23 protein-coding genes are annotated in these 22,677 nt (G+C 60.2%); 13 read left to right on the top strand and 10 right to left on the bottom strand.

Features of this window, described 5'->3' with window-relative positions; genetic code table 11:
• Positions 1 to 34 precede the first annotated feature (34 nt).
• The 4 genes from IH881_13365 to tgt all read right to left on the bottom strand — a co-directional run bounded on the left by IH881_13365 (position 35) and on the right by tgt (position 4,180).
• On the bottom strand, positions 35 to 523 hold the full coding sequence (locus tag IH881_13365; protein MCH7868677.1) for a ribonuclease HI: 489 nt from the start codon (positions 521 to 523) through the stop codon (positions 35 to 37).
• Positions 524 to 601: 78 nt separating this feature from the next.
• A complete protein-coding gene (gene ychF, locus IH881_13360) occupies positions 602 to 1,696 on the bottom strand; it encodes a redox-regulated ATPase YchF (protein MCH7868676.1) in 1,095 nt (364 codons plus the stop codon).
• 83 nt (positions 1,697 to 1,779) lie between these two features.
• On the bottom strand, positions 1,780 to 3,042 hold the full coding sequence (locus IH881_13355) for a DUF2029 domain-containing protein (protein ID MCH7868675.1): 1,263 nt from the start codon (positions 3,040 to 3,042) through the stop codon (positions 1,780 to 1,782).
• Between the two features lie 4 nt (positions 3,043 to 3,046).
• Entirely contained in the window at positions 3,047 to 4,180 is a 1,134-nt protein-coding gene (tgt, locus tag IH881_13350) for a tRNA guanosine(34) transglycosylase Tgt (GenBank protein ID MCH7868674.1), read from the bottom strand.
• A gap of 109 nt (positions 4,181 to 4,289) precedes the next feature.
• Between tgt and pyrF the strand changes: the two genes are divergently transcribed.
• The 7 genes from pyrF to IH881_13315 all read left to right on the top strand — a co-directional run bounded on the left by pyrF (position 4,290) and on the right by IH881_13315 (position 10,346).
• Positions 4,290 to 5,246, top strand: a complete 957-nt coding sequence (pyrF, locus tag IH881_13345; protein ID MCH7868673.1) for an orotidine-5'-phosphate decarboxylase — start codon at positions 4,290 to 4,292, stop codon at positions 5,244 to 5,246.
• Positions 5,247 to 5,734: 488 nt separating this feature from the next.
• Positions 5,735 to 6,913 (top strand): acyl-CoA dehydrogenase family protein, encoded by a 1,179-nt coding sequence (locus tag IH881_13340; protein MCH7868672.1) that lies wholly within the window; start codon positions 5,735 to 5,737, stop codon positions 6,911 to 6,913.
• Between the two features lie 39 nt (positions 6,914 to 6,952).
• Positions 6,953 to 7,537 (top strand): orotate phosphoribosyltransferase, encoded by a 585-nt coding sequence (pyrE, locus tag IH881_13335; protein MCH7868671.1) that lies wholly within the window; start codon positions 6,953 to 6,955, stop codon positions 7,535 to 7,537.
• Positions 7,534 to 8,706, top strand: a complete 1,173-nt coding sequence (locus IH881_13330; GenBank protein MCH7868670.1) for a phosphotransferase — start codon at positions 7,534 to 7,536, stop codon at positions 8,704 to 8,706. Before pyrE ends, IH881_13330 begins: the two co-directional genes overlap by 4 nt.
• Positions 8,707 to 8,792: 86 nt before the next feature.
• A complete protein-coding gene (locus IH881_13325; protein MCH7868669.1) occupies positions 8,793 to 9,194 on the top strand; it encodes a hypothetical protein in 402 nt (133 codons plus the stop codon).
• Between the two features lie 43 nt (positions 9,195 to 9,237).
• Positions 9,238 to 9,930, top strand: a complete 693-nt coding sequence (locus IH881_13320) for an HAD family phosphatase (protein ID MCH7868668.1) — start codon at positions 9,238 to 9,240, stop codon at positions 9,928 to 9,930.
• Positions 9,927 to 10,346: a gamma-glutamylcyclotransferase gene (locus tag IH881_13315; GenBank protein MCH7868667.1), complete on the top strand. Its 420-nt coding sequence runs from the start codon at positions 9,927 to 9,929 to the stop codon at positions 10,344 to 10,346. The genes IH881_13320 and IH881_13315 overlap by 4 nt, the downstream gene beginning before the upstream one ends.
• On the opposite strand, the gene IH881_13310 is transcribed toward IH881_13315, so the two are convergent.
• The 3 genes from IH881_13310 to IH881_13300 are packed head-to-tail and all read right to left on the bottom strand — an operon-like array spanning position 10,343 to position 14,072.
• Positions 10,343 to 11,614, bottom strand: coding sequence for a hypothetical protein (locus IH881_13310; GenBank protein MCH7868666.1), 1,272 nt, complete (start codon positions 11,612 to 11,614; stop codon positions 10,343 to 10,345). The two genes, IH881_13315 and IH881_13310, sit on opposite strands and share 4 nt — an antisense overlap.
• Positions 11,611 to 12,804 carry a hypothetical protein gene (locus IH881_13305; protein ID MCH7868665.1) on the bottom strand — a complete coding sequence of 398 codons (1,194 nt, stop codon included), beginning with the start codon at positions 12,802 to 12,804 and terminating at the stop codon, positions 11,611 to 11,613. The genes IH881_13310 and IH881_13305 overlap by 4 nt, the downstream gene beginning before the upstream one ends.
• A complete protein-coding gene (locus IH881_13300; protein ID MCH7868664.1) occupies positions 12,801 to 14,072 on the bottom strand; it encodes an aspartate aminotransferase family protein in 1,272 nt (423 codons plus the stop codon). Before IH881_13300 ends, IH881_13305 begins: the two co-directional genes overlap by 4 nt.
• Positions 14,073 to 14,188: 116 nt before the next feature.
• Between IH881_13300 and folK the strand changes: the two genes are divergently transcribed.
• The 5 genes from folK to IH881_13275 all read left to right on the top strand — a co-directional run bounded on the left by folK (position 14,189) and on the right by IH881_13275 (position 19,747).
• A complete protein-coding gene (gene folK, locus IH881_13295; protein ID MCH7868663.1) occupies positions 14,189 to 14,713 on the top strand; it encodes a 2-amino-4-hydroxy-6-hydroxymethyldihydropteridine diphosphokinase in 525 nt (174 codons plus the stop codon).
• Between the two features lie 33 nt (positions 14,714 to 14,746).
• On the top strand, positions 14,747 to 15,046 hold the full coding sequence (locus IH881_13290) for an MTH1187 family thiamine-binding protein (GenBank protein ID MCH7868662.1): 300 nt from the start codon (positions 14,747 to 14,749) through the stop codon (positions 15,044 to 15,046).
• 196 nt (positions 15,047 to 15,242) lie between these two features.
• Positions 15,243 to 15,941 carry a phosphoadenylyl-sulfate reductase gene (locus IH881_13285; protein ID MCH7868661.1) on the top strand — a complete coding sequence of 233 codons (699 nt, stop codon included), beginning with the start codon at positions 15,243 to 15,245 and terminating at the stop codon, positions 15,939 to 15,941.
• A 114-nt stretch (positions 15,942 to 16,055) separates the two neighbouring features.
• Positions 16,056 to 18,626, top strand: a complete 2,571-nt coding sequence (locus IH881_13280) for a GAF domain-containing protein (protein MCH7868660.1) — start codon at positions 16,056 to 16,058, stop codon at positions 18,624 to 18,626.
• An 80-nt stretch (positions 18,627 to 18,706) separates the two neighbouring features.
• Positions 18,707 to 19,747, top strand: coding sequence for an LLM class F420-dependent oxidoreductase (locus IH881_13275; GenBank protein MCH7868659.1), 1,041 nt, complete (start codon positions 18,707 to 18,709; stop codon positions 19,745 to 19,747).
• A 22-nt stretch (positions 19,748 to 19,769) separates the two neighbouring features.
• Here IH881_13275 and IH881_13270 read toward each other — a convergent pair whose 3' ends face one another.
• From IH881_13270 to IH881_13260, 3 genes are all read right to left on the bottom strand, one after another.
• Positions 19,770 to 20,225, bottom strand: a complete 456-nt coding sequence (locus IH881_13270; protein MCH7868658.1) for a hypothetical protein — start codon at positions 20,223 to 20,225, stop codon at positions 19,770 to 19,772.
• A 218-nt stretch (positions 20,226 to 20,443) separates the two neighbouring features.
• The gene (locus IH881_13265; GenBank protein ID MCH7868657.1) at positions 20,444 to 20,746 is read right to left on the bottom strand and encodes a flagellar basal body rod protein; all 303 of its coding nucleotides are present in this window, start codon (positions 20,744 to 20,746) and stop codon (positions 20,444 to 20,446) included.
• Between the two features lie 200 nt (positions 20,747 to 20,946).
• A complete protein-coding gene (locus IH881_13260) occupies positions 20,947 to 21,705 on the bottom strand; it encodes an alpha/beta hydrolase (protein ID MCH7868656.1) in 759 nt (252 codons plus the stop codon).
• A 643-nt stretch (positions 21,706 to 22,348) separates the two neighbouring features.
• Here IH881_13260 and IH881_13255 point away from each other — a divergent pair.
• Positions 22,349 to 22,510 carry a DUF1931 domain-containing protein gene (locus tag IH881_13255; protein MCH7868655.1) on the top strand — a complete coding sequence of 54 codons (162 nt, stop codon included), beginning with the start codon at positions 22,349 to 22,351 and terminating at the stop codon, positions 22,508 to 22,510.
• The last annotated feature ends 167 nt before the right edge of the window (positions 22,511 to 22,677 follow it).

The following is a 22,677-nucleotide window of genomic DNA, read 5'->3' as shown; positions in this document are numbered from 1 at the left end:
CAAAGCCCCGTGATCAGAAGCCCGGCAACACCCCTCACCCCCGCTGATAAGCGGACGCCAATGCGTCGACGTATTCGTTCCAGCGCGAGCCGTCGTGTGCCTTGATCCAATTGAGTCTGCAGTTCGGGTGTCTATTGGCGAGTGCGTAGAGTTCTTGTACGAGTTCGAGATTCTTGATCGGTCCGCTCTTGCGCTTCCATCCGCGCTTTTCCCAACCCGCAGCCCATTGGGTGATGGTGTTGACGCAGAGTTGGCTGTCTGAATAGATATCGACGTCGGCGTCTTCGGGGAGCACCTTGAAGGCCTCGATCAACGCCTGTAGTTCCATGCGGTTGTTCGTGGTCTGGGGTTCGAAGCCCTTGCCCGAATTTACGATCTCATCGTTCGACACCCAGACGAAGCCCCAGCCGCCGCGCCCGGGATTTGGATCGCATGAGCCGTCGGTGAACACCCCTGTCTTGGGTCCGCCGAAGTGGCGCTCCAGTACTTCTTCTGGGGTTAAGATTTCGCGGTAGTTTGCCATGCGCGAGATGGATCCTTTGGGTAGTTCGGTGGTTGGTGTTCTTGGTGCTCTTGGTATAGATGTTCGGCCAGATGAGCGTCAAACGCCCACGCGGAAGTGTACGACGTCGCCGTCATTCATTTTATATTCCTTGCCCTCGACCCGCATCACTCCCTTGGCCTTGGCTGCGCTTTCCCCGCCCACTTCGATGTACTCATCGAAGGGGATGATCTCGGCGCGGATGAAGTTGGATTCGAAATCCGAATGAATTTCGCCCGCTGCCCTGGGGGCGAGGTCTCCCTTGTGGATCGTCCAGGCCTTCACTTCGATCTCGCCCGCGGTAAAGAACGTCTGCAGGTTGAGGAGCTGATACGCCGCGCGGCTCAGCCGGTGGAGGCCCGGTTCCGACACGCCCATGTCTTCGAGAAAGGCGGTTCTTTCTTCGGCTTCGAGTTCGGAGAGTTCGGCTTCGACCTGTCCGGAGATGCGCAGGCAGCCAGCGCCGGTTTCGGCGGCGCGGGCTTCGAGTTGGCTGCTGTAGTGGTTGCCGTCGGCGAGCGACGCATCGTCTACGTTCGCGACATAGAGAATTGGCTTGATGGTGAGAAGGTGGCACCCCTTGACCGGCACTCGCATGGGTTCCGGAATCTCGAAACTGCGCGCCGGGTTTCCGTCGGAAATGTGCGATATGAGCGAGGTGAAGAAAGCTTTCTCGGCAATGCCGTCCTTGTCTCCGGATTTGGACTGACGGGTCGCGCGGTCGAGACGCTTTTCGAGGGTTTCGAGGTCGGCCAGGCCGAGTTCCACGTCGATGGTCTCGAGGTCGCGCAGCGGGTCTGTCGAGCCGTCTACGTGGACCACGTTCTCGTCGTCGAAGCAACGAACCACGTGAATGATGGCGTCGGTCTCGCGGATGTGGGCCAGGAACTTGTTGCCGAGACCCTCACCCTGGGACGCGCCTTTGACGATCCCCGCAATGTCCACGAACTCGACAGTTGCCGGCACGACCTTGCCGGAGTGCACAATGTTTTCGAGGGCCTCGAGTCGAGCGTCCGGGACGAGCACGATTCCGGTGTTGGGCTCGATCGTGCAAAAGGGATAGTTCTCGGCCGCGATCCCCGCCGCCGTCAATGCGTTGAAGATGGTGCTTTTGCCGACGTTGGGCAGTCCGACGATTCCGCATTGAAGGGCCATGGCGCGGTAGGGTCCCCAATTCTGCGTCAGGCGCCATGCTTCGCGGCAACTTTGTGCCACGCAGTCGTTTTTTAGGCGCTCTATCAGCCGCGGCCGCGACGTTCTGCGATTTCTGCGAGGGGAAACGAGAACCCGATCACCAGCAGCAGCGCGCCCAAGGGTTGTCGATTCTGCGCCATGCGAAAGAACCAATCGCCCTCCCGGGCCGCGTAGTAGGCGTTTTCGTGGCTCTCGACCCCCGATGCCCACCACAGCCCGAGGGCCATCAGGGCGATCAACCAACTGGGGCGCGGAAGATCGCGTGCGAGCCACCAGAAAGGTAGAAGCACCAGAGGCACGGCGAGAAACAGGTAATAGTGGATCCAGACGACCGGAAATAGCAGCAACATGAGTGCGACTCCGAGGGCGATCTCGAGTTCGAGGCTGCCCGTGCGCGGGTCGCTGTCGTCAGGGGGTTGTGGGGGAAGCAGCAAGCCGGGTGCGCGCAGGTAGAGCAAGGCCGCCAGCCCGAGTCCGCACCCCACGACACCGAGGGTCACGGACAGGGGCCTTTCGATGGTCGTCCAATCCGCGAGACCGCGATCGGTGAAGACCCGCATGAATGCACCTTCGAGGCTCTGATTGTTGAAGGCGGCTTCCGAGCGACCAAAATTGTCCCAGATGACCCGATCCGCGAACTGTCCCACGATTTCGCTGCCGAAGAGCAGATACGACAACGCCACCCCCAACGCCACGACTACTGCAGCGGGCCACGCGAATTGCCAGCGACGACGCAATGCGAGTAGGGGCAGGAACAGGTTGGGCGGAATCTTGATCACGCAAATCAGCCCCAGCAGGCAACCCGCGAGTCTTTCCATCCCACTGCGCGCAAAGTAGAAGACCAGTGCAAAGACCAGCAGCATGATCGGGGTCGTCTGTCCGAGCGCGAGGCAACGGCGCAACACGGGTGCGAAGCAAAGAAAGATCGCCCCGGCGAGCGCGACGTCGGCCCAGCCCTGTCGTCCGAAGAACCTGTGCATACTCGCGAGCAACACCCCAAAGGTGGCGACGAAGCACCCCACCTGAAGCCACCAAAAGAACTTCCATGCCTGGTCGTAGTTCATTGCGGCAAGCGGACGAAGCAGCAACGCGACGATGGGCAGATTGGTGAACCATTTGAAGTCGGTTCCGTAGAGATTCTCGGGCTGATCGTTTGCGATCGAAGCTGCGGCGCCGTAGTAGGCGGGGAAATCGTTCAGTCGTACCCGGTACGTCCCGGGCAGTGAGTAGAAGAAGTGAAACCATATTCCGATCAGCACCACGGCGCAGAAAATCTTGACCCAGGTTTGATTGAATTGATCAGACATTGATTCAACTGGATTCCTCGTCGTCTCGGCCGTACTCCGCGAGAAACTCGGTGCGGAACGCGTCGTATCGATCTTCGACGATTGCGCGGCGCGAATCGCGCATGAGATTTTGATAGAAATGCACGTTGTGGATCGAACACAAGATTGCGGAGAGGACTTCGTTGGCGGCGAACAAGTGGTTGAGGTACGCGCGGCTGAAGCCACCCGTGCAGGTGTAGCAGTCGCATGACGAATCGATCGGGTAGGCGTCCCGGCGAAAACGGCGATTGCTGAGCCGGATACGTCCCCGCGCCGTGAAGACTGTGGCCGAGCGCGCGTAGCGGGTGGGGATCACGCAATCGAACATGTCGATTCCATGGCCCACGCAAGCGAGCAGGTCTTCGGGCAGTCCGACGCCCATGAGGTAACGAGGCTTGTCTGCTGGGAGTAATGGCGCCGTGAACTCACTCACTTCACACAGCAGTTCGTGGCCCTCGCCGACACTCACGCCTCCGATCGCGTAGCCCGGCAGGTCCATCGAAACCAGGGCTTCCGCGCACGATGTCCGCAGGTGCTGATACGTGCTTCCCTGCACGATTGCGAACAACGCCTGATCGCCTTCGCACTTATGGGCGCGCATGCAGCGCTGTATCCATGAAATCGTGCGTCGCACGCCTTGGGAGGCCTGCTTTTCGGTCGCGGGGAACGGCGTGCATTCATCGAAGGCCATGATGATGTCGGCGCCGAGACGGTTTTGGATTTCAATCGAACGTTCGGGCGTGATTTCCATGGATTCGCCGCTGAACTCGTTGTTGAAGCGCGCGCCGCGGTCGCTGATCTCTACCTTGGGAAGTGAGAAAACTTGAAAGCCGCCGCTATCAGTCAGCAGGGTCTGGTCCCAACCCATGAACGCGTGCAGTCCCCCCAGTTTTTCCACCAACTGCTCGCCTGGGCGAAGGGTCAAGTGGTAGGTGTTGCCGAGCAGGATCTGGCTACCGGTCGCGCGGGCGTGATCGGTCGTCATGGCCTTGAGTGCGCCATGGGTGCCAACGGGCATGAAGGTAGGCGTGGTCACTGTGCCATGCGGTGTCGTCATCCGCCCTGCACGTGCCCGACCGGAAGTGGACTCGAGTGAAAATTGCAAAGGCGCGGACGACATTCGGCGGAGCATACCCGAGACGTCTACACCTGCCCCACGCGTTCTCTCTCGCCTGCGCTCGCGGGCGAATGACAGCGATTTGCGGTAGTTTGGCGCCGCCCAAACAGCTATGGCCCAAAGCACCGACCTTCACTTTGCCGATCGTTTGATCTCGCGTACACGCGAGCTGGGTCATCCTCTTTGCTTGGGTCTCGACCCTCATCTCGCAAAGATCCCAGCGCTTTTTCAACGCGGCGACATGGGTGCGACCTCCGAACAGACCCCGCAAGCCGTCGAAGATTTTCTGTTTGCCATTCTTGAACGCAGCGAGGGCCGGGCGGCAATTGTCAAACCTCAAATTGCCTTCTTTGAACAAATGGGGTGGCGTGGCATCGAGGTACTGACCAAGGTTGTCGAACGCGCCCGGGCGCTCGGCTTCATGACGCTGCTGGACGCCAAGCGGGGAGACATCGGATCGACCGCCGATGGCTACGCGAAGGCATACCTCGAACCCGGCTCTCCAATCGAGGTCGATTCGATCACGCTCAACGCCTATCTCGGGCTCGACAGCCTGGATCCCTTTGCGGCCCGGGCCGAAGCTCATGGACGCGGACTCTTCGTCCTGGTCAAGACCAGCAACCTGGGCTCGGGAGATCTGCAGGACCTCGTTCTTGCGGACAAAGTTGCGGACAAAGCTACCGGCGAGACGGTATTCGGCGCCGTCGCCAGCGCGCTCGCACCCCTGTCGCGCAAACTCGTGGGCAAGCAGACCGGCTGGTCATCGCTGGGTGTCGTGGTGGGCGCAACCTATCCCGGTGAGGCCGCAATCGTTCGCGAACGCCTGCCGGAAGCCTTGTTTCTGGTACCCGGCTACGGAGCGCAGGGCGCGAGTGCGGCCGAGGCAGTGCAGGGGTTCGTCCGGGGGCCGAGGGGACTCGAAGGCGGCCTGGTGAATTCTTCACGCGGGATTCTATTTCCCGATTCGGGCAGCATGGCCTCGGCGAGTGCCTGGGAGCGCGCGGTCGATGAAGCGCTCGATCGTGCGATAGACGAACTCCGAGAAGCAGTGGCGACCGGCTCCGCGTAACTCACCGGGTCTCTCGCGATTCTTGCTTCTATTTACATGTTACGGATTCGCAATACGTACTGTGGAAGACCGGCCCGATACGGCCGGCTCACCCGCTGATAGCTCTCTCTAGCTGATGGCTCTCACCCGCTGATGGCTCAGCGGTGGTACTTGCGGCCGTCCGGAGAAACCCGCTTGCGGGCGCGCTGGTGCTTTGCCTTCAGCTTGGCGCGGTAGCGGGAGGACTTGTTGCGATTGCGGTTGTTCTTGCCCTTCTTCATGACTGCCTCACAGCGGCCGGATGTGGATCGGCCGCGCTGGAATGGAGGCGCAGCTTAGCCCACCCGCACCGGACCACCAGAGCGAACGGCCCAAGGAGGTTTTCGTCCTCGATTTGGGGAGAGAGCGGCGGAACTGGCGGGAAATGCAGGCTAAAGTGACCCGTGATCCGACCCGCAACCGCTTGCCCCTCGCCGACCGCAGGTTGGCCGCCCGGCCCCGGAGACTCGATGAGTGCAGTCCTAGAGCGCATGTCAAATTTCGACCTGACCGACGATCAGCGCCAGGTCCGCCAGTTCGTCAAGGAATTTGCCGAAAGAGAGATCCAACCCCACGTAGAAGAGTATGAGCGGCAAGAAAAGTACCCGCTCGATTTGATTCAAAAGCTCGTTCCCCTGGGCTTGATGGGTCCGTTGATTCCCGAGAAGTACGGGGGTTCGTTCTCAGACGTGGTGTCCTATGGAGTGATCTGCGAAGAACTCGCCCGCATCGACTGGGTGGTGGCTTCGGCGGTTTCGGTGGCGAACTCCCTGGCCGCGAGTTCAATTCTCAATTTCGGCAGCGAAGAACAGAAGCAGCGTTGGCTCCCGGGTATTGCCGCGGGCGAAACGCTCTGCTCGGCACTCCTGACCGAGCCCGGTGGCGGAACGGATCTGGGCAACCTGAAGATGGTGGCCGAGAAAGTCGACGGCGGATATCGCCTGACGGGCACCAAGGTCTTCATCTCCCACGCCGCCCACGCGGGGCTGTTCTTCACCGTGGCGAGTCTCGATCTATCGAAGAAGCACAAGGGCGTGACGGCCTTCTTGATCGACCCGCACACCAGCGATGGCATCACGATCTCCGACTTTCCCATGCGTACTCTCAAGCGAGACAATCTCGCCGAGGTTCACATGGAAGACGCGTTCGTGCCGGACGAAGCCTTGCTGGGGGAAGAAGGCGGCGGCTTTCCAATTTTGGGCGGGGCACTCGACATGGGCCGCTTCTCGGTGGCGGCGCGCTGCGTGGGTCAGGCCCAGCGGTGTCTCGACCTGGCGCTTCCCTATGCAATGGAACGCGAAGCCTTTGGCCAGCGCATCGGTGAATTTCAAATGATTCAGCAGAAGATCGCAGATATGGTGAGCCGCACCGAGCAGGCGAGGCTGTTGGTCTACCGACTGGGCCGGATGAAGGACGCGGGTATTGGTCGCTGCTCCCTGGAAAGCTCACTCGCCAAGCTCAATGCAAGCCAGGCCGCAGTGCAGAATGCGCTCGACGGCATGCAGGTGTTCGGCGGCTATAGCTGTACTGAGGAATACGAGATTGGTCGCTTGCTCATGGAGGCCAAGAGTTTGGAGTTTGGCGAGGGAACGAGTGAACTGCACAATCGCTTGATCGCCGAGTACGCGCTGGGGATTCGCAAGCATTAGCGTGACCCGTCCCAATTTTTTATTTTGGAGAGAATGACAATGTCAGGGCAACTGAGTCTGAATGACGCGCGCGAACAACTCCTTGCGCTCATCATGGAAGTATCTTTTGAGAAAAAGCAGGTCACGCTAGCCAGCGGACGCGAGAGCAACTTCTACCTCGACTTGCGCCAGACATTGATGCGACCTCAGGGGGTCGCTCTCGCGGGACGCCTGGTGCTCGACCTGCTTGGACGCGGCACACCGGTCGAAGCCGTGGGGGGGATGGCTGTGGGCGCGGTACCTCTGGTGAGCGCCGTGCTCGCCGCTGCGGCAATCACTCCGGGTTACGAAGATCTCTTGGGCTTTTTCGTTCGCAAAGAAACCAAGAAGCACGGCATGGGGCGACAGATCGAAGGCGGATTCAAGCAAGGACAAACCGTGGCGCTAGTAGAAGACACTACGACCACCGGCGGCTCGACCTTGGACGCAGTGGAGATCGTGAAAGCCAGCGGGGGCAAAGTTGTCCGGGTAATCTGCCTGGTCGATCGGGGAGAGGGCGCGATCGAGGCATTCGCCGAGCGCGGTCTGGTGCTCGAGCCGTTGTTCAGCCGCGCAGACCTAGACCTCCCCGATTTGGGGACATGAAGAGCTCGTCTCTCTTCGTTTCAGCGGTTCTGATCGTTCGCGATACCCTGATCCTGTTGCCCCGGCTGCTGGGCGCTTGTCTTCGGGTGTGGTTGGGGCGTCTGTTCAGAAAGCCGTCGCATCGGCTGCATGAGTTCACGACGGTTGCTTGGCTTGCCGAGTGGCTGGATCTCGATCCAGAACTCATCGACAGTGCCAGCATTGAAGCTGTTCATTCGGGTACGGCAAGTCGATCGCGCTTGCACATACGCTACGCCGAGCATCTGCGAGGACTGCCCGGACCTGCCTCGCTGTTCATCAAATCTACACCGCGCGATTTCGGCGCCAAACTATTTGGCGTGCTGTTCAACCTCGGCGGCAACGAGGTCTCGTTCTACAGACATATCAGACGCGACCTGCCAGTGAAGTCACCTCAGGTCGTCTACTGCGAGGGCGACTCCAATGACTACGTGATGCTGCTCGAAGATCTGACAGACAAAGGCTGCCAATTCCGGGACCTCACTACAAAGTGTACTTTCGAAGAGGCGACGAGCGTCGTCACCACTTTGGCGCGGATGCACGCAAAGTTCTGGCAGAGCCAACGCTTCGATACGGACCTGGCCTGGGTGAATTGCTTCGAAACCAACCGCGATTTTCGCTTGTTGAATCTGGTAAGGCAGCTGAGCGTTCCGATCGCCTGCAAGAAGTTCGGTCACGCCTTGTCCTCGGACATCATTAATGTCATCCCGCACCTGATGAAGAATTATCTGCAACTCGAAGAACAGTGGGCCCAGGAGCCCCGCACCTTGATCCACGGTGATGCGCACCTGGGCAACATGTACTTCCAAGACGGAGAGGTGGGGCTGCTGGACTGGCAGGTCAGTCAGCGCGGCCAGGGCATGCGGGACGTCGCCTACTTCTTGATCAACTCGATGAGCGAGGAGTTGCGCCTCGCTCATCAAAAACAACTCATCGAGCACTACTTGGCGACGTTGCAGCGTTTTGGTGTTTCGTTTGACTTTGATACCGCATGGCGGCAGTACCGCTTGCAGAGTGTCTACGCCTGGATTGCCGCTATCGTGACTGCGCCGAGCAACTTTCAGCCAGAGAAGGTTGTCATCGCGGGCCTGACCCGGGCCAGCAAGGCCGTTGTCGATCTGGACGCCATCGAGTTGATTCGGGAGTTGTGAGGTCAATCGAGACTCCTTACATTCATTCAATTCAGTACCTTCGACGCTCAGTTAATTGGAGGAGCGTGCCTCCTGGGAGTTCTATTGTGAAAGCCGTAAAGCGGATCGTAATCTCGCTCGTCGTCTATATCGGAATCGTTTTTACCTTCGAATCGTTGATCGGGTTCTTCCAACCAGCGGACGAGTCGACACTCGTCATTACCACTACGGCTGAGGATGGGACCTCGAACGACCGAGTCCTGTCTCGCCTCGAGAGCAATGGCCTGCTGTACGTAGCCGCCAACCACTGGCCCCGAGCCTGGTACAAGCAGGCGTTAAAGAATGCGAATGTGCAAGCCACGGTGGATGGCGTGAAGAAAAACTATCTCGCAGTGCCTGTCACTGGGGAAGAGCACGATCGCGTAGACGCCGACAACAGCCTTGGTGTGCCGTTCCGATTATTGACCGGTTTTCCGCCAAGGTACTTTTTCAGGCTAGATCCAAGCTAGGTGCTTCTACCGTCCTGTGTCTGAGCCAAAGGAAAGAGGGATCATGATACCGCCAGGCAAGGTCGAGGCTTTGTTGTTCGACATGGGCGGCGTTGTAATCGACATCGACTTTGACTTGGCGATTCAGAGTTGGGCAAGGCAGTCTCACTTGTCGATTGAAGAGATTCGCAGTCGCTTCTCGATGGATGCCGCCTACGAACGGCATGAGCGTGCAGAAATTGACGCTTCCGAATACTTCGAGCATCTTCGCAACACGCTCGAACTCGAAGCCAGTGACGAAGAAATTTCCAATGGCTGGAACGCGATTTACGTCGGTGAGATCACGCGGTCGACAAACGACATCGCAATCGCGAGGGCACAGCTGCCGTGTTATCTCTTCACGAATTCGAATCCGACGCATCAGGCCGCCTGGATGGCGATGTATCCTCGCGTCATGGCGAGGTTTGACGGGATCTTTGTGTCATCCGAATTGGGGCTGAGGAAGCCCGAGCGCGCAGCGTTCGATGCCGTGGCTGAGGCGATCGGTCTCCCTTTGTCGGCGATACTTTTCTTCGACGACACACTCGAGAATGTGGAAGGTGCTCGCTCCGCAGGGATGTGGGCGGTGCATGTCCAGTCACCAGAAGATGTAAGGCAGGCGTTGGTGGAGCTTGGGGCGCTCGAGCACGACAAAAACGACATCAACGACGACATCAACAACAACACAGAGATCGAGTGCAGCGCGGCAGAGTCGTGAGCAGTCACCTGTTTGTCTATGGCTCCCTCGTCGTGCCGATCGTCATGCAGACGGTGACGGGTCGGTTGTTTCGTCACGCCGAAGCTTGCCTGCACGGCTTCGAGAGGTTCATGCTCGAGGGACGGGTTTATCCCGGGGTTGCAGAAGCCGAAACCCGCTCGACCCGGGGGCGAATCTATTTTGATCTGGACGAAGACGCCCTGGCGCGCCTCGACTACTTCGAAGCCGACGACTACGAACGTCGCACACTCTACGTAGAGTTGGCAGACGATTCCCTCGTGCCGGCTTCGGTCTACGTCATCAGCGACATTCTCCGGGATCTATTGATCGATGACGTATGGGACGAAGCCAAGTTTGTCGCTGAGGATCTCGAAAATTTCTTGAAGCAGACACGCAATTGGATGGCGGACTACTAGAGCGCCTCGCGGTTGCCCAACATCGCCATGCCCAGAAGCAGCGCTTGGTTGTCGCGCCGCCAATCGATCGGCGGTGCCTGCAAGCGCCCTGGTGCGCAGACCCGCGAGGCGCCGGCTTCGAAAAGCTGTCGGATCACGTCTTCGCGATCCGGCTCGAAGCCCGCGAGTGCAACACCGGCCAGGTGCGGCGCCAAGCTGGTGAGGGTCGTGGGCAGCATGTCGCGGCTTTCGAGAGGGACCAGGCGGATGAAACGATTGAGCGGCGCGCTGCGCAGCTGAGTGTCGCTTTCGAGCACCACGGTCCATTCCGTGCCGGCACTGGCAATGACCCGTGTTTTGCCATCGAGGGCTGCGCGCATTTCGGCCGCGGTCCGTTCGCGCGCGATCCTTGCCGCGGTTTCGGGCGCGACCGCTCCCCGGGGCAAACGCTCTTGCGCGCTCGCAAGCGCGACCCCGAGTGCTTGTGCAAAGTTTTCCGGGTCTCCGTCCGCTCCGCCCACAAGGTAGAAGGCAACGGGAGACAGGCAGCCCAGCTGATCCCAAAGCGCAATGTCCATGGCGAGATTGCCGGCGAGTTCAGTGAACCCGGTGTCGCCGAGTCGAGACAAATCGATCAAGGCGATGGAAACGCGGTGACCGTAGAATACGCGCCGCTGCTGGGGCGCGAGGTAACGATCTACCTCGGAGATCGTTTCGTCCGAGCCAGTCGCGACGACACACGGAGTCGAGTAGAACGCGCGGTTCGCCTCGGTGTTGTCCTTTTCGAAGGGCACGATCCCCACGCAGTCAGCCAGCAACGGGTCGACCTCGCGAATGGCATCCACCACCAGAGACGGAGTGATGGCGTCGCGGGAAGCGGGCTTGCACAAGACTGCGGAACGCAGGACGAGGGGGAGCAAAATCGAGAGTACGCTCGGCATGGGGATTGAGCCCGCGAGCAGTACGCTCGTCACCGGGTAGCCTTGTGCAAGCCATGTTCCCGCTTGGGCGTGCGGGTGCAGTTCAGCGTTCGCGAGGCGTTCGAGGGATTCACCCGTCCAGGGTTCGAAACCCAGTTCGAGTCCCGCGCGGACGGTTGCGGGGGCAAAGCCACTGGCTGCGGGGAGCTTTGCCTCGAGTTCTTTGCGACAAGTAGAAGAGGCATCCCGAAAGCGTTCGAGGACGTTCCCGAGCCCGCCCAGGATCTCGGCGTCCGTGCGTTCGCGCAGTCGTCCGCGCGCCTGGCTCAAGCTCTCGAGGGTCGAAGCGATGCGCTCGGCGGAGTTCATTGTTGGGCCTCGTGCCACAACTCGTCTGCCGCGATCGAACAGCCGCGTTCTTCTTCATCTGCCGCCCGGCCCAACACCTCGAAACCGTCTGGCGCGCCCTCAACAGTGCGTCCTAGATCGGCGGTCTGAAGTGCCGCGACGCTCCCGGTGTTGGCAAGGTCGTGAATCACGATCATGCCCGCCGCACCGGGCTTTGCATTTTCTCCGGTTTCAGGATCGATTAGCCGGACCCGCACCCATGGTGGCCCGAGTTTTCGACGCGGACCGGGAGTGTCCATGCTCTGGGATTCGAAGAGCAACGAATCGTAGAACTGGCTTCCCAACTCCGTCATGCCGTATTGGTTGACAATATGGTCGGGCGGGATGCCCAGCCGTTGTTCGAGTGAGGCGTAAAGCTGGTCGCGCGGAACCTCGCGACTGCGACCCTTGAAGCCGCCGGTCTCCATGATGCGAGAGCCTCGGGGCAGGTTGAGCTTTGCGCCGGAATGGGCACTGCGTTCAAAGGCTTCGAGCAGATGGACAAAGGCGAAGGAGGTTCCGCACAATGCAACGGGACGCCGGTCCTCGCTGCTCGTCGCGGAATCGCCGAGCCGAAGCATCCGGTCAATCAACGACGTCGCATCGAGAACACCGTGGTGACTGTCGTATCCACTGTTGCTCGATTCGCCGAGTTCGCGAAGTACAACGCCAAACATATGTGAAAGCGACGAGTCTTTCGCTTCGGCGGGATCGCTCGCGAGAATTCGAATGGACATCCTCGGCGCTTCGGCTGCAGGTCCAACGCCCAAATCGGGAAAGACAAAACGTCGGATGCTCGACAGAAGAGACGCTTCGTAGAGTTCCAGGGTGTCGAGGTAGAGTGCGCCGGGGCGCGCGCTGGTCGTGCCGCTCGTGTGAAAGACCTTTGCAGTGGACGCTGGGTCAAAACTGTGAAGCCTCGCCTCCTTGAAGGCTGTGGAGGGGACGGCCGGGATTTCGCTCCAGTGCGAAAGCTTGCCCGGTGTCACACCGCGAGCTTCGCAGAAACGCGCGTAGGGGAGACAGTGCTCGAACTGAAAAGCAAACAGCTCACATGCCATGGCATCGAAGCGCGCTTCGTCGTCTTGCCATGTGGACTCCCGCATCCAGCCAAGAATCTTGGCGTCGAGTTCGCGCCGACGCGGGTCGCAAGCTTCGCGCACGGGGCTCACGAAAGACTCTCGACCAGCACGTCGAGGGCGGCGAGGAACGCTGCTTCGTCGATGCACAGCGGAGGGGTCACGGAGACGACTTCCCCTCGACTTCCGGAGGGCAGCGCGATGACTCCCCTGGCCAGCGCCCGCCGACATGCCACCGCAGCGCCGGGCGACGCAACAACTTCGATGCCGATCATCAGACCCCGGCCCCGAATTTCGACGATTTCAGCTCGCGAGGCGGCGTGCTCCGCAAGATGGTCGAGGGCCCGGGCGCCCAGACTCGCGGCTCGTTCTACATAGCCCTCGCTTTCCAGCACTTCGATGCAGGCGAGCGCCGCGGCGCAACCGGTGGGATGCCCGATGAACGTCTGCGTGTGCAACGCCTCGCCCCGAGATACAGGCCAGGCGTCCATCGTCTCGCGCCGCCCGAGGCAAGCGGAGATGGGCATGCCTGAAGCCATGCCTTTGCCGACGCACAGCAGATCGGGCACTACATCTTCGTGCTCACAGGCGAACCAACGACCGGTTCTGCCAAACCCCGTATAAATTTCGTCGGCGATCAGCAACATGCCGTTGGCGCGGCACAAGTCCAACAGGCCTTTGAGGTAACCGGGTGCTGGAACGCGTTCGCCGCCGCGACCCTGAATGGGTTCGACCAACACGGCGCCGATCGGAATCTCTGTGTCGCGAATTGCGCGGTGGGCGGCATCGAGATCGTCGAACGCTGCGAACACGGTGAGATCCGGCAAGCGCTCTGCAAACGGATTGCGAAAGTCCTCGCGCGAGGTGGCGTCGAGGACGCCCAGGGCGAGACCGTGATACGCCCCTTCGAATGCGAGAATCCCGGGCCGACCGGTTGCCAACATGGCGGTCTTGATCGCAGTTTCGATCGCGTCGGAGCCCGAGGAACTCAGCACCCCGCGCGCTGGAACGCCGCCGGGATAGCGGCCCACCAGCGCCTCGAGGAGATCGACCTTGACCGCGGGGGGGTGAACGTCTCCCATCCCGTGGAGCAGGCGTTTGGCCTGATCGGCGATGGCGGCGACGACCTTTGGATGCGCGTGGCCGACATTCGCGACCCCAAATGCGGCGGTCAGATCAACGTACCGGTTTCCGTCGACATCCCATACGTTCGCGCCCGCGGCGCGCTCCCAGAAAATCGGTTTGGGGTCCGAGCAGGTGACATTGCGCGATTCTGCGGCCGCCAGGCGTTTGGCGAGGGCGAGGGAACCCGGGCCGGGTACCTTAGTGACTAGCTCGGGTTCGAGGGTGGGCTGCGACACGCGGGGATGGTAGCTCCGCGCCGGCGGTTTCCCCGGGACTGGGTGGTCAATTCCGTTTGGCTCAACAATTGCGCCGTTGCGGTGAGGTCCGCGCCGGCCGGCGAGGCACAGCGTCAGTGGCGAAGCATGTCGAGGCCTATATCGGACTCGGTTCCAATCTCGGAGACCGCGAAGCCAGCCTGCGCTTTGCGCTGCAGTCCATGGCCGAGCTTTCCCAGGTGTGGGTCGAAGCGGTTTCGAGGGTCTACGAGACCGACGCGGTCGGCCCCGGTGTACAGGGGCCGTACCTCAATGCCGCGGCCCGGCTGAGATGCGAGTGCTCGCCACAATCACTGCTCGACGGGCTGCTCGCGATCGAACTGAAAGCGGGCCGCGATCGCAGCGGCGATGTTGAACGCTGGGGGCCGCGGATCCTCGATCTGGATCTTCTCTTTTACGGCGAGGACTGCATCGAGCAGGCAGGGCTCTCGATCCCTCATCCGCGGCTACACGAGCGCGCGTTCGTACTCGAACCCCTTTGCGATCTCGCTCCCGATTACGTCCATCCGCGCGAAGGTGTCTCGCTGATCGAACTCGCCCGCAGGTTGCCCGACAGTTCGGCGCTTCGAGTCTGGCCTGAATCACTCGAAGTTCCGGGCTGATCTTTGCATCGACCCCCTTTGAAAGGAGCCCAGATGGCGATCGTTGCTGTTTCAATTTCACCGGTCGGAAATGGTGTGAGCGTGTCGCGCTTCGTCGCGGCGGCGCTGGCTGTGGTGAACGCCCAGGAGCGCATTCGCTTTCGCCTCGATCCGATGTTCACCACCCTTGAGGGCGATCTGAACGAGATCTACTTGCTGATCGGCGATATGCAGGAAGCGGTCTTTGCCGCTGGAGCTGAACGAGTTTCGACCGTGATCAAGATCGACGACCGCCGGGATCGCGCGGTTTCGATGGAGGAGAAGGTTGAAACCGTCGCAGGGCTTCTCAAGTAAAATACGGTTAATTAGTATGTAATTTAAGAATTTTAAACAGTAGCCGAATCAGGAATTGTGCTTCATAATTCTGTGCCTACCCTTTGCTGCATCCGATACACCGCCCGTGAGGAGCGAGACCCGAGTGACTGCCCCGAGCTTAAAGCTGGCAAAAACCTTCAGTAACGACGTTGTTCGCGTCGTGACCGAAGACCAGATGGAAGCCCAGGGTCCCCAAGAAATCCTTACTTGGGCGATCAAGAATTTTCATCCCAGGTTGGCGCTCTCAGCCAGCTTCGGTGGGCCCGAGGGCATGGTGTTGCTCGACATGATGCACAAGCTCGACAACACGTCGCGGGTCTTCATGTTGGACACCGGGCGCCTGCACCCCGCGACCTACGACCTGGTCGACCGCGTGCGCGATCGCTACGACAAGCGAGTCGAGGTGGTGTTTCCCCAAAGCCAGGACATCGAAGCGATGGTCGCGGATAAGGGACACAACCTTTTCTACGAATCTCTGGAGAATCGCAAGCTCTGCTGTCGGTTGCGCAAGGTCGAGCCGTTGCGGCGCTATCTCGGGGACTTCGACGCATACGTCTCGGGCCTGCGAAGGGACCAGAACGCCAACCGCGCGGGTACGCGCAAAGTCGAGTTCGACGAAGCTGCTGGGGGCATCGTCAAACTCAATCCCCTGGCCGATTGGACCGCCGACGAGGTGTGGCAGTACGTCGAGGAAAACCAAGTCCCCGTCAATCGCTTGCACGCACAGAACTACCCCTCGGTGGGCTGTGAGCCCTGTACCCGGGCGGTCAAGTTGGGCGAAGATCCGCGCGCCGGCCGCTGGTGGTGGGAAAATGACGACACGCGCGAGTGCGGGATCCACGTCGGCGAGGAAGAGGGCGGCTCCGGCATCTAGCTGGCGCCAGTCGCCCGGAGGCGAGCTTCATTTCCGGCGATTTTGTGCGATCCTCGTTCTCGACCCACGGTTCGTGCCGAACCGAGGCAGCGCCCGCTCGGACGACGACAGCACATGAATCCGGTCTCTACATCGAGATTTCGACGCCTGACTGGCCTTTCGGCCGTTGCCGTCGCCGCGGTCACGATTCTGACTACCGCGAGCCACCTCACTCCCGAGGACGGTCTCGTCATCCCGATCAAGGTCGCGTTGCTCGGCGGCTCGGCCATTGTGCAAACCGCTTCTCTCGAGGCGCTGAATCATGGCGTGAGCGTCGGCGACAATGCCATTTCGGTCGACGGCGTTCCGATGCTGCGCGTCTTGACCAACCGCACGAGATTCGTTCGTCCCGGTGAGACCAACAGCTATGTTCTGGCTCGCGACGACGGAAGCCAATACGCAGTCGATCTGCTTCCCGCCCTCAGTCACTTTTCGCGACATCCTCTCGATCTGGTGCTCGACATCGCCCTGCTTGGGGTGAGCATCATCTACCTGATCGTCGGCGGACTGGTGTGGCGCAGCAAGTGGGACCGCGGGGAGGCCTGGGCGTTCATCCTCTTCTGTGCCGCGATATCGGCGGAACTCGCAGCCTGGGTCCGGGTGGACATCGTCCCGTACGGCGCCACTCGAATGCTCGCCAACACTCCATTCCTCGGGGCGACGGCGTTCCACCTTTTTACCACCTACCCGGTGGAGCCCCCTTGGATCGTGCGACACCGGCGGATTCGTTTTGTGCCCTACTTCGGGGCCGGTGTGCTCTCCATGCTCGTGCTCGCCAGCCCTTGGATCGCCTCCACGTCCGCTGTGATCGTGGCGGATCTCGCCTTTGTCTATGGCTTCGGGCTGTGCCTGGTGTCGCTGATCGTGCTCGCCAGTCAACGCGCGAGTGCACGTCTCGCCGGGGTCGGGGATCGCGTGGACATGGTGCTGATCGGCGGCATCGCCGCCTTCCTGCCGGCGGCCGTGATCGTGTCTGCTGAGTACTTCTTGCATGCGACGTTTCCGCCCTATCTCGCTCTGCTCTGGGTTGTCTTTCTGCCGGCGGCGATCGGCATCAGCATGTTGCGCCGGCAGCGGCTGGAGATTGGCTTGCTCGCCAAGTCGTCTGCGGCCTACGGCGCTGCGACCCTTTCGATTACCGGCTTGTTCGCCCTGATGATCACCTTCGCCGATCAGGCCGCCCAAGGCCTGGGGATGACCATGCAGTCGGCCCAGGTGGTGTTTCTCTTTCTCGCGATCCTGGCCTTCAACCCTCTGCGAGAACGTCTTCAGCGCCTGGTTGACGGCCTGTTCGATCGCGACCGCTCGCGCTATCGCGCGGCGGTGCGGGAGATTTCCGAAGCCATGGTGTCGATGTTGTCGCTGCCGGAGATCGGCGACCGAATTCTCGCTGCGGCCACGGACACCATGGGGGTCGAGCGCGCAATGGTGTTGTTGTTCGACGAAGAACAGCGCGTGCTCCGGCCCTCGGTCTGGCGCGGTGATTGGGACGAAGAAGACAGGACGGGTCTCGAGATCCCGGCTGAACATCCGATCTGGCGACATCTGTGGATGCGCCGAGAAGAACTGTGTCGCGCAGACTTCGACGAGGAGCCGGACCCCGAAAAGCGAGAGTTGTGTCGCGATGTTTTCGATTCTCTGGAAGTCGAACTGCTGGTTCCGGTTCTGTTCGGCGTAGATCTGCTCGGTGTGATTGCGGTGGGGAGAAAACTATCGGGTGAGCCCCTGGCGGCCGACGATCGCCAGTTGCTCCGCACCCTGGCGAATCAAAGTGCCATCGCGATGGAGAACGCCAAGGCGTTCGACGAAATCGCCAAACTCAACGAAACCCTCGAAGCTCGGGTCGACGCGCGCACGGAAGAGTTGCAAGAGATCCAGGTTCAGCTGATGCAGAGCGAGAAACTGAGTTCGTTGGGGCAGTTGGTCGCGGGCGTCGCACACGAACTCAACAATCCCATCGGTTTCGTCCACGCAAACTTGCAGCTGTTGGACGAATTCATCGAGAAGCTGAGCCGCGCCCAGGCGAGTGGCGCCGATACCGAGAAAATCCGAGAAGCGATCAGCAAGCTTCTTTCCCGCAGTCGCGAAGGAACCCACCGCGTCAAAGAGATCGTCCAAAATCTGCGCGCGTTCTCGCGCATGGATCAGGCCGAGCTTCAGGACGCGGATCTCCACGAAGAGCTCGATCGAACCCTCGGTTTGATGGAGCCCCGCTTCAAGGATGGCGTCACCGTGATTCGCGACTACGGCGACTTGCCCCGGGTGCGCTGCTACCCGGGACAGCTCAACCAGGTATTCTTGAATTTGCTGATGAACGCGTGCGATGCGATGAACTGCCAGGGCTCGGTTGCGATCACCACCCGACGCACCGCCAACGGCGTTCGACTCGAATTCCGCGACGACGGCCCCGGGGTACCGCCTGCGCTGCTCAATAAATTGTTCGATCCGTTCTTCACGACCAAGGAGGTGGGGAAGGGGACGGGACTGGGGCTCTCGCTCTCCCACGGGATCATCGAACGCCACGGTGGCAAGATCAGCGTCACTTCGGAGCATGGCAAGGGGGTGACATTTGCGATCGATTTGCCCCTCGACGCGAGTCCCAAGGGCGAACTAAAAGTCGACTCGTCAAGCGCCGCGGCGAGTTGACGCAATGTTCGATCGAGCCGCCGAGTGTGACCGGCGGCGCTAGCCAGAAACTTGAACTCTGAAATGAAAGGAACACCAAAATGCGTTTGGGTCTGCTCGCCGGTTACTCCCCCGCCGAAATAAACATCCCGATCGATCGCATCAAAGAGGCGGAAAGCCTCGGATACGATTCAGTTTGGACCGCCGAAGCCTGGGGTTCCGACGCGGTATCTCCCGCGGCGTGGATTCTCGCGCAAACTTCGAAGATCAAAGTGGGTACGGCCATCATGCAGATGCCCGCGCGGACACCCGCGTGCGCGGCGATGACTGCACAGACTCTCTACGCGCTGTCGGGGGGACGCTTCATCCTGGGCATCGGATCTTCGGGACCCCAGGTTGTCGAAGGTTGGCATGGGGTCGCGTACGGTCGCCCCCTCACCCGCACTCGCGAGTACGTGAGCATCATTCGCAAGATCTTGGCGCGAGAAGAGAAGGTGACCCACGAGGGGTATCACTATCAGATGCCCTACAGCGGTGAAGGCTCCACGGGTCTCGGCAAACCGCTCAAGAGTATCTTGCACGGAGATCCCGCAATGAAGATCTACACCGCGTCAATCACGCCAAAAGGAGTCGAGTGCAGCGCCGAAGTCGCGGATGGCATGTTTCCGGTCTGGATGAACCCCGAGCGCTTCGATCTGTTCGAGGAATCGCTCAACGCGGGCTTCGCCAAGGCTGGCGGCGGCAAGAGCCTCGAGAGTTTCGAGATCGCGCCATTCGTCAATACGGTTATGGGAGATGATCTCGACGAATGTCGTGGTCCTGTGCGGGGGCAACTCGCCCTCTACATTGGAGGCATGGGCGCCCGAAACAAAAACTTCTACAACGACTACTGCAAGCGCCTCGGATACGAAGAAGCGGCGGAAAAAATTCAGGATCTCTATCTCGCAGGGAAAAAGGCCGAGGCCATGGCCGCGGTGCCGGAACAATTGATTGACGATGTCGCTCTGGTGGGTCCGTGGGAGCGCATCAAGGAACGCCTGGGGGCGTGGAAAGCGGCGGGCGAAAAACGCCAGGTCGGCACCATGCTGATAGGCGCCAGCAATTCGAAGCTACTCCGTCATCTAGCGGAAGAGATGCTCTAGCAGCTTTCTGACGCGCAGACTCCTAGGCGCCGTTCTCGCACCACTTCGTAATCGCGCGCAGGGTTGCGTCGACGCGGTCGATGGTGATGCGCCTGACTTCGAAGCGGTCGACCACCGCCCCCAGTACCGGCGCCGAATTTGACGCGACGACCTTCATGCCGAGCAGCGTCTTCGCCCCGGATTCCGGCGAGGCCGGATCTTGCTCGAGCGCCAGGGTGAAGGTCTGCTCGAAGCGGATCATTCCGATTGAGATTTTTGATTGGAATTTGCGCCCCGGGACGATCTCGATCGGCACTTCCTTCATGATGATCGGGATTGAGCCCATCTGGTAGCGCCAGCGCATCATCTCGCCGGCCTTGGGGTACGCCTCGATGGAATCGAGGGCCGAGAGGCGATAGTCGTCCCACGCGATGCACTCAGTGGGGTCGGTCAGCGCGCGCCATACGCGCCCAGGCCTGGCAGATATCGCTGACGACATGACAATTGTAATCAAACAATGGGCCCTTCGTTAGGCACACTTTTAGGATGCGTCTTCCACGTCGAAAATCAAGGCCAGTCCACTTCGGTGGAAATCCCCATCGGTGTAGAGGTTACTAGCTAGACGGCTTAAACCCACAGATCAGGTCGACACCGTGATCGTCAGTCGGCCATCGGGGCGCTCAGTGGGCTGCTAGGAGTCTGCGCGGCAGAAGACTCCTAGGCGAAGGCATCCAACAGGCTGCCCTTCAGATCGAGGTTGGTCTGCAGGACACGGACCGACGCCTTGTACTGAAACGAAGCGAGACTTTGTTCAACGAACTCGCTTGCTAGCGAGACCTCCCGAGGCTCCCGGTCGATGATCGTCGAGGCGCGGCTACCCCCGCCTTCCTGCGATACCTGCACCGTGCGGTGGTTTTTGAAGTCCGGGGTCAAAACGTTGGCGACGTTGTGAGCTGAGTTGCGCAGCCGGACCTGAGCGGATTGCATGCCCGATCGTGCGATCGAGAGGGCGTCATTCATTTCGTTGATACTCGCGATCGGCACCCAGGCGCTGAACTACGACGTGTCGCAGAACGCTCGCCGGGGTGTCTGTTGTTCACTTGTCTTTATCGGAGAAAACGTGTGCTGACTGGATCGGGCGAACCCCTGAGCAAGTCGCAGGTCGTTGCGATTCACGGGAGCGCGAAATTCGTGCAGAAAGCGTGCATGGATTGTCGAAGCTAGTGATTGAACTCTGAAAGGAACTCTCGAATTGCTGCGAGCGTTGCTTCGGGCCGATCGATGTGGACGTGATGGCCGGCCTCCTGGATCACCGCGCAACGGGCATTGGAGATCTCGGCAGCGAGTCCCCGGGCCCCCTCTTCAGTCAAGATCGTGCTTTGCGAGCCGCGCACAATCAGTGTCGGACACAAGATCTTTGCAGGATTGGGGGCAGGGCGGGCGGCGAGGCTGAACCAGCGCGGGTCGAAGCGATAGCTGAAGCGACCATCTGACTCTTCGCGCACCGAATGACGCGCGATATGAAGACGCAGCGTTTCTTCCACATGCGCGGCTTCGGGAACGAACTGGAAGCGTCCGATCGCGTCTTCACGGTTCGCGTAGCTGCCGCGCATGCGCAGGGCGAGGCGACTGCGCCGACGTGCAGAACGTGTCATGCCGAGCGAAATGTCAATGAGCACCAGTCCGCGGGTCGCTGGATGACGCGACGCGTGGTCCAACGCCACGTGGCTGCCCATCGAATGACCCAGCAGAACCACTTTGTCGCTGCCCAGATACTCGATCAAGCGTTCGAGATCGTCGTTGAACGCCCCGGCTGCGATATCGTCGGGATACTCCGAAATTCCGTGTCCCCGGAAGTCCAGCGCAACCACATAGAACCAGTCTGCAAGATGGGGAGCGATGTGGTCCCACCAATGCGCGTTCGAACCGCCGCCATGCAGAAGGATGAGCGTTGGGTTGCGCTCGTCGCCCCAGGCCAAGAAATGCAGCTTGGGAGAGCGGAACCCTTGCGGAGTGAACGTTGTCGATTGAGCTTCCAAGGCGGACGGGAGCGTATCTCTCGATCCGGTGTCACTCAAGCGAATGGGATTGCAAGGGTATGAGCCTTGTTGCGGCCTTCCGCGAGGGTTTAGAAAATCGCTCGAATTCGCGCTCAAAACACCCCTTTGGAAGCAGATCCGTAAATGCCGAAGCGGAGAAGTTTCAGAAAAGTGCCGAATTCGAGCTTTTCAGCCCGTTTGGAGCTTTTTTTGTTTGACTACCTAGTGGAAGAGCGTAAAATCGCCGCGTTGAAGGGTGTTTCCTCGCGTTTTTGCTCATGTGTTGCGTAAGCGCGACCCAAGCAAGGTTCGGGGAAACACGAAGGAACGAAGGAACGAAGGAACGAAAGAACGGAACGAAAGAACGGAACGAAAGAACGGAACGAAAGCGAGAAATCAAGACTGTAGGAAAACGGGACTGCAGAGGTAGAAAAGCAAGGCAATGGGGACCGAACCTACAGGGGGGTACCCGCTATGCGTCCATCCGTGGATTTCGCGGTGGCGGGCGCGGCGGAATTAAGGGAGGCACCAGTTCATCATGGCAGCAAAGAAGAAGAAGGCCAAGAAGGGCAAGAAGGGCGATCTGATCATTTCGAAGTCTCGCACCAAGGGTGCGGTCAAGAAGTGTAACGTTGGCGCCGAGTTCTACCCGGCACTCGACGAAGTGGTTCGCGGCTTGATCAAGGGTGCAGAGGCGCGTGCGATCGGCAACAAGCGCAAGACCTTGAAGGCTGTCGATCTTTAAGATCACTTGATTCACTGCTAGTCAGGTCGCAAAAGGGATCCGCGTGACCCTGGTCGCTTCCGGGCGCCAAACTCATTGCGGTAGACCGCAGAGGGCCCATCGGCTTCGATAGCTGATGGGCCCTCCCCCATTTCATGCGCCACGGGCGTCTCATGCGCCACGGGCGT

The organism is Myxococcales bacterium, assembly GCA_022563535.1.
GTDB lineage: Bacteria > Myxococcota_A > UBA9160 > UBA9160 > UBA4427 > DUBZ01.
This window is presented reverse-complemented; position numbering and strand designations above follow the sequence as displayed.